Source organism: Streptomyces sp. LS1784, from assembly GCF_020103755.1.
Classification (GTDB): domain Bacteria; phylum Actinomycetota; class Actinomycetes; order Streptomycetales; family Streptomycetaceae; genus Kitasatospora.
This window is the reverse complement of record NZ_JAHSQD010000478.1, coordinates 1-6,483: the sequence shown is the minus strand read 5'-3', so window position 1 is coordinate 6,483 and position 6,483 is coordinate 1. Positions and strand designations below refer to the sequence as shown.

Below are 6,483 nucleotides of genomic sequence, written 5' to 3'. Positions count from 1 at the left end.
GGCGCGGCCCCGGAACCCGCAGGCGCCGCCCGGGCCAAGGGCCGCCCGCGCAGCGCCGCCGCCGACCTCGCGATCCTCGACGCCACCCGCGCGGCGCTGGCCGAACTCGGCTGGGGCGGACTGACCATGGGCCACGTGGCGAGCCGTGCCGGGGTCGCCAAGACCACCCTCTACCGCCGCTGGCCGTCCAAGAACGAGCTCGTGGTGGACGCCGTCGCCAGCCTCTTCGACGAGCTGGTGATGCCCGACCTCGGCAGCCTGCGGGCCGACATCGAGGCCGTGGTGACCCAGCTCGCCGACCTGCTGGCCCGCCCGGAGACCCAGGCCGCACTGCTCGCGCTGTTCGCCGAGGGCACCCGCGACCGGCAGCTGCGGCGCCGGATCCGCGAGTCCATCGTGGACCCGCAGAAGCGGCTGGTCCGCCAGGGCCGGGCGGCCGCCCAGGCCCGCGGCGAGGTGGAGGCGGACACCGACGCCGCGTCGGCCCGCGAGGAGGTCGACATCATCTTCGACACCATCGCGGGCACCGTCGAGCACCGCGTCCTGGTGAGCGGCGAGCCGATCACCCCGGAGTGGACCCGCCGCTTCACCGACCTGCTGCTCGGACCGCTCTTCGCCTGCTGACCGCCACCGGCCGGGAACCCGGCCCCGGCCGAGGACACGGCGAAGCCGCCCGTACGGAGATCCCGTACGGGCGGCCTGCTCGGGTCAAAGGGTCAGCAGGGCGACGCGTCAGAACGCCGCGTTCTCCTGGTACGTCCCCCACTCCTGGCGCAGCGCGTTGCAGATCTCGCCCAGCGTCGCCTCCGCGCGCACCGCGTCCAGCATCGGCGGGATCATCGACTCGCCCGAGCGCGCCGCCGCCAGCATGGCGTCCAGTCCGGCCCGGACGGCCGCCTCGTCCCGGGCCGCCTTGCGCTCCCGCAGCACCCGGACCTGCTCGCGCTCGACCTCGTGGCTGACCCGCAGGATCTCCAGCTCCGGGGTGACGCTGCGCGGGTGGCAGTTGACGCCGACCACGCGCTTGTCGCCCTTCTCCACCGACTGCTGGTACTGGAAGGCCGCCTCGGCGATCTCCCCGGTGAACCAGCCCTCCTCGATGCCGCGCAGGATGCCGGAGGTGATCGGGCCGATCTCGTGGTCCTCGCGGCCCTTGTCCAGGATCCGCTGGAAGATCGCCTCGGCCTGCTGCTCGATCCGGTCGGTCAGCGCCTCGACGTACCAGGAGCCGCCCAGCGGGTCGGCCACGTTGGAGACGCCGGTCTCCTCCATCAGCACCTGCTGGGTGCGCAGGGCGATCTCGGCGGCCTGCTCGGAGGGCAGCGCCAGGGTCTCGTCCAGGGCGTTGGTGTGCAGCGAGTTGGTGCCGCCGAGCACCGCGGCCAGCGCCTCGACGGCGGTGCGCACCACGTTGTTGTACGGCTGCTGCGCGGTGAGCGAGACGCCGGCGGTCTGGGTGTGGAAGCGCAGCCACTGCGCCTTGTCGGTCTTGGCGCCGAAGCGCTCGCGCATCCAGCGGGCCCAGATCCGGCGCGCGGCACGGAACTTGGCGATCTCCTCGAAGAAGTCCAGGTGCGCGTCGAAGAAGAAGGACAGGCCGGGCGCGAAGACGTCCACGTCCAGGCCGCGGGACAGGCCCAGCTCGACGTAGGCGAAGCCGTCCGCGAGGGTGTACGCCAGCTCCTGCGCGGCCGTCGCCCCGGCCTCGCGGATGTGGTAGCCGGAGACCGACAGCGGCTTGTACGCGGGGATGCCCTGGGCGCAGTGGGCCATCAGGTCGCCGATCAGGCGCAGGTGCGGCTCCGGGGCGAAGAGCCACTCCTTCTGCGCGATGTACTCCTTGAAGATGTCCGTCTGCAGGGTGCCGTTGAGCACCGCCGGGTCCACGCCCTGGCGCTCGGCGGCGACCAGGTACATGCAGAAGATCGGCACGGCCGGACCGCTGATCGTCATCGAGGTGGTGACCTCGCCGAGCGGGATGCCCTTGAACAGCACCTCCATGTCGGCGGCCGAGTCGATGGCCACGCCACAGTGGCCGACCTCGCCGAGCGACTTCGGGTCGTCCGAGTCGTAGCCCATCAGGGTGGGCATGTCGAAGGCGACCGAGAGGCCGCCGCCGCCCGCGTCCAGGATCATCCGGTAGCGCTCGTTGGTCTGCTGGGCGTTGCCGAAGCCGGCGAACTGGCGGATGGTCCAGGTGCGGCCCCGGTAGCCGGTCGGGTGCAGGCCGCGGGTGTACGGGTACTCGCCCGGCCAGCCGATCCGCTCGAATCCCTCGTAGGCCTGCCCGGCGGGCGGGCCGTAGACCGGCTCGACCTCGTCGCCGGAGAGGGTGGTGAAGTCCGCGTCGCGCTTGCGGGCCTTGTCGTACCGCTGCTGCCAGCGCTGCCGGCCGCGCTCGATCTCCTCGGCGTCCATGACCACGAACTCCGCTCCGTACGGCCGCCACGGCGACGGGCGGCACAGCTATTAGGACGTCCTAGTAATTTACTCGGACGTCCTAGTACTTGTCGACGGATGACCCGCGCGAATGCCGAGAGCGCCCCTCCCCGACCGGGGAGGGGCGCTCTCGCGAGGCTTCGGGCTCAGACCCCGGCCGGCTGGCGGTCGCCGGCACCCGCAGGGAGCCTCTCGGCGGCCTCGCGGGCCACCTTGCGCTCGAAGACGAAGGAGAGGAAGGGGATGCAGCCCGCCGCCAGGGTGAGCACCAGCCGGCCCATCGGCCACTTCAGCTTCTGCCCGAGCATGAAGGTCACCACGAAGTACCCGATGTAGAGGTAGCCGTGCAGCATCGCGACGTACGTGGTCACGTCCTCGGCGGCGCCGAAGCCGTACTTCGCGACCATGAAGCCGCAGAACACCAGCAGTGCCACACCGGTCGCAACGGCCAGGCCCCGGTACCAACCCAGCAGGGGGGTCGCCTTCATACTCTTCCTCGCCTCGCTCGGCAGTGTCGGCCGGTACGCCCGGATCCGCGCACCGCTCACACGAGGGTAGCCGCCCTCACGCCCTCTCCTTCGCAGCCCCCTCGGCCCCCTCGGTGAAGTCGCCGGCCGCGATCCGCAGCGGCCTGAGCAGATCGAACACCTGGCGGCACTGCCCGGCGTCGTACTCCTCCAGCCCGAACTCCATCGCCATCAGCTCCCGGGTCGCCTCCTCGACCACCTCGCGACCGCGCCCGGTGATCGCCGCCAGCACGCCGCGGCCGTCCAGCGGGTTGGGCCGGCGGGCGACCAGACCGGCCCGCTCCAGGCGGTCGACGGTGTTGGTCACGCTGGTCGGGTGGACCATGAGCCGCTCGCCGATCTTGGAGAGCGAGAGCTCGCCGGTCCGGCTGAAGGTCAGCAGCACCAGCGCCTCGTAGCGGGCGAAGGTCAGCCCGTACGGCTTGAGCACCGCGTCCACCCGGGAGAGCAGGATCTGGTGGGCGCGCATGATCGAGGTGATCGCCGCCATCGAGGGGACTCCACCCCAACGGCGGGTCCACAGCTCGTCGGCACGGGCGATCGGGTCGAAGTCGAGAGCGAGGGGCTTGGCCACCTCCTTACCGTACCGGCGGACGGGACGCGTGCTACCAGGCGTCCTGATGGTGGACAAGCGCAACACGTGGCGGGAACCCGCCAATCGGACGGCCAGGTCTATACCAGGACATTGCGCCGGTGTGAACGTGCGGCAACGGACGTCCGGCGCACCGGGGTTGACCCCGGATCGGCCCGGCGCCGCGCCACCAGGCGTCGGTTCGGACGGGAACCCCCTGCGAGCACGGTCGATTCACCCCTTTTGTCCGCCCGTTCACAACCCTTCACCTTGGCGGGACTTGGCCAATTCATGAGCAAGACCTGTCATTTGATTTGCTCGATTGTCATGCTTTCGGCCAACCCCGTTCGGTAGCCACCACCCCCACCCACCGGTGGCGAAGCCGCTTCGGCCGCACGGGGCCTGCACGTCAGCGCCCGTTCCGCCCCTCAGGTGCCGGCCCCGGCCCCCGGAACGCGGCGCGACCGCGCCCACCGCGGTTTCCCGGAAGGACTCGTTCGTGAAGCGAAAGCTCGCCGCAGTCGCCGTACTCTCCGCCACCGCCCTGCTCACCGGTGTCGTCCAGGTGAGCACCGTGGCCATGGCGGACCCCGCCCCGCACTCCCGGGCCGCACAGCGCGCCGACCTGATCGCCCTGGCCAACGGCCAGGCCGGCAAGGTGGCGCACACCCTGGCCCTGGGCGGCCAGGAGCAGCTGGTGGCCAAGGACGCCGTGGTGGACGCCGACGGCACCCGTCACCTGCGCTACGAGCGCACCTTCGCCGGCCTTCCGGTCCTGGGCGGCGACCTGGTGGTGCACCAGAAGGCCGACGGCTCGACCACCTCCGTGGACAAGGCCATCGGCGCGGCCATCGCCCTGCCGAGCCTCACCCCGCAGATCCCCGCCGACAAGGCCGCCGCCCAGGCGACCGGCGCCGTGCAGTCCACCGTGGGCATCGCCGCCGACGAGGACGAGTCCCCGCTGACCGCCGTGCACCAGACCGGCAAGGCCGAACTGGTCGTGTGGGCCACCGACGGCAACCCGCGCCTGGCGTACCGCACCACGGTCGAGGGCGTGCGCGCCGACGGCACCCCGAGCAGCCAGCTGCTGGTCACCGACGCGGCGAGCGGCCAGGTGCTCTCCAGCCACGAGCAGGTGCAGACCGCCACCGGCAGCGGCAAGGGCGTCTTCGTCGGCACCGTCCCGCTGACCACCACCCAGAGCGGCAGCTCCTACCAGCTGAAGGACGCGACCCGCGGCGGGCAGTCGACCTTCACCCTGAAGAACAAGACCTCCGGCTCCGGCACGCTGGTCGCCAACACCACCAACAGCTTCGGCAACGGCCTCGCCTCCAACGCCGAGTCCGCCGCGGTGGACGCCCAGTACGGCGCGGCGGCCACCTGGGACTTCTACAAGAACACCTTCGGCCGCAACGGCATCAAGAACGACGGCGTCGGCGCCACCAGCCGGGTCCACTACGGCTCCAACTACGTCAACGCCTTCTGGAACGACAGCTGCTTCTGCATGACGTACGGCGACGGCGCCGGCAACACCCACCCGCTGACCGCGCTGGACGTGGCCGGCCACGAGATGACCCACGGCGTCACCTCCGCCACCGCCGGCCTCAACTACTCCGGCGAGTCCGGCGGCCTGAACGAGGCCACCTCGGACATCTTCGGCACCATGGTCGAGTGGTCCGCCAACCTGCCCGCCGACAAGCCGGACTACCTGATCGGCGAGCAGATCAACATCAACGGCAACGGCACCCCGCTGCGCTACATGGATCAGCCCTCCAAGGACGGCGCCTCGGCCGACTACTGGTCGTCCTCGGTCGGCAGCAAGGACGTCCACTACTCCTCCGGCGTGGCCAACCACTTCTTCTACCTGCTCGCCGAGGGCAGCGGCGCCAAGACCATCAACGGCGTCAGCTACAACAGCCCGACCTACAACAACTCGACCCTGGCCGGCATCGGCCGGGACAAGGCCGCGCAGATCTGGTACAAGGCACTGACCGTCTACATGACCTCCACCACCAACTACGCGGGCGCCCGCACCGCGACCCTGAAGGCCGCCGCCGACCTGTACGGCGCGACCAGCGCCGAGTACAGCGCCGTCGCCGCGACCTGGGCCGCCGTCAACGTCAACTGACGCATCCCACAGGCGCATCGGACGCCCGGGACCTCCGGCGGGAGGTGCCGGGCGTCCGGCCGTTCCGGACGGCTGTCAAGTCCGTCCGGCTGGCGGAGTCCCGCCAGGGGGACGAACCGCCGAAACCGGGCAGCGGGCGGCACCCGAACCATCCGTACCGGGACTGGCGGTTCCTGGCCAATCCCCGGAGGCGCCCTGTCCATCCCTGCCAACGATTGTCATGCTTCTGACCACGTCCCGTCCGACCTCCGCCGCCCCACCCACTTCCGGCGGAACGTCAGGAACCGCGCGGGACCGGCACGTCCGCGCCCTACCGCCCCAACGGCGCCAACCCCGGCGCCCCGGTACGCGGCGCACCCGCACGCACCCGCGGGTCTCGTGGAAGGAACCCCCGTACGTGAAGCGAAAGCTGACTGTCGGAGCCGTACTCTCCGCCACCGCCCTGCTGGCCGGCGTCATCCAGATCGCCGCCGTCCCCGCCCAGGCCGCCGCCCCCTCGCCGGCGCAGCAGCAGTCCGCGCTGCTCGCGCTGGCCTCCGGGCAGAGCGCCCCGGTCGCCCAGGCCCTCGCCCTCGGCGGCCAGGAGAAGCTGGTGCCCAAGGACGTGGTGGTGGACAAGGACGGCACCCGCCACCTTCGGTACGACCGGACCTACGCGGGCCTTCCGGTGATCGGCGGCGACCTGGTCGTCCACCAGAAGGCCGACGGCTCGGTGAAGTCCGTCGACCAGGCCTTCGCCGGCCGGCTGTCGGTTCCCAGCCTGACCCCGGGCCTCGCCGCGCCCCAGGCCGCCGAGGCGGCCACCGCCGCGGTCCGGG

Annotated in this window: 5 protein-coding genes and 1 pseudogene; 3 read left to right on the top strand and 3 right to left on the bottom strand. The window is 71.6% G+C overall.

Annotated features, from left to right (window positions below; all coding sequences use genetic code 11):
* The coding region (locus KS423_RS35210) for a TetR/AcrR family transcriptional regulator (RefSeq protein ID WP_263455573.1) at positions 1-624 on the top strand (624 nt) is incomplete at its 5' end.
* Between the two features lie 108 nt (positions 625-732).
* Here the strand turns inward: KS423_RS35210 and KS423_RS35205 are convergent.
* From KS423_RS35205 to KS423_RS35195, 3 genes are all read right to left on the bottom strand, one after another.
* On the bottom strand, positions 733-2,418 hold the full coding sequence (locus tag KS423_RS35205) for a methylmalonyl-CoA mutase (protein ID WP_224283813.1): 1,686 nt from the start codon (positions 2,416-2,418) through the stop codon (positions 733-735).
* Positions 2,419-2,585: 167 nt separating this feature from the next.
* Positions 2,586-2,927 (bottom strand): DUF3817 domain-containing protein, encoded by a 342-nt coding sequence (locus tag KS423_RS35200; RefSeq protein ID WP_224283812.1) that lies wholly within the window; start codon positions 2,925-2,927, stop codon positions 2,586-2,588.
* Positions 2,928-3,003: 76 nt separating this feature from the next.
* The gene (locus KS423_RS35195) at positions 3,004-3,540 is read right to left on the bottom strand and encodes a MarR family winged helix-turn-helix transcriptional regulator (protein WP_224283811.1); all 537 of its coding nucleotides are present in this window, start codon (positions 3,538-3,540) and stop codon (positions 3,004-3,006) included.
* Positions 3,541-4,036: 496 nt separating this feature from the next.
* On the opposite strand from KS423_RS35195, the gene KS423_RS35190 reads away from it, so the two are divergent.
* Together KS423_RS35190 and KS423_RS35185 are read left to right on the top strand one after the other, a co-directional pair.
* Entirely contained in the window at positions 4,037-5,665 is a 1,629-nt protein-coding gene (locus KS423_RS35190; RefSeq protein ID WP_224283810.1) for a M4 family metallopeptidase, read from the top strand.
* A 397-nt stretch (positions 5,666-6,062) separates the two neighbouring features.
* A pseudogene (locus KS423_RS35185) lies at positions 6,063-6,483 on the top strand (peptidase M4 family protein); the annotation flags it as partial.

Bases quoted from the DNA above. Each gene is read 5' to 3' on its own strand.
- KS423_RS35200 (WP_224283812.1), bottom strand. From the start codon at position 2,927: ATGAAGGCGACCCCCCTGCTGGGTTGGTACCGGGGCCTGGCCGTTGCG.
- KS423_RS35205 (WP_224283813.1), bottom strand. From the start codon at position 2,418: ATGGACGCCGAGGAGATCGAGCGCGGCCGGCAGCGCTGGCAGCAGCGG.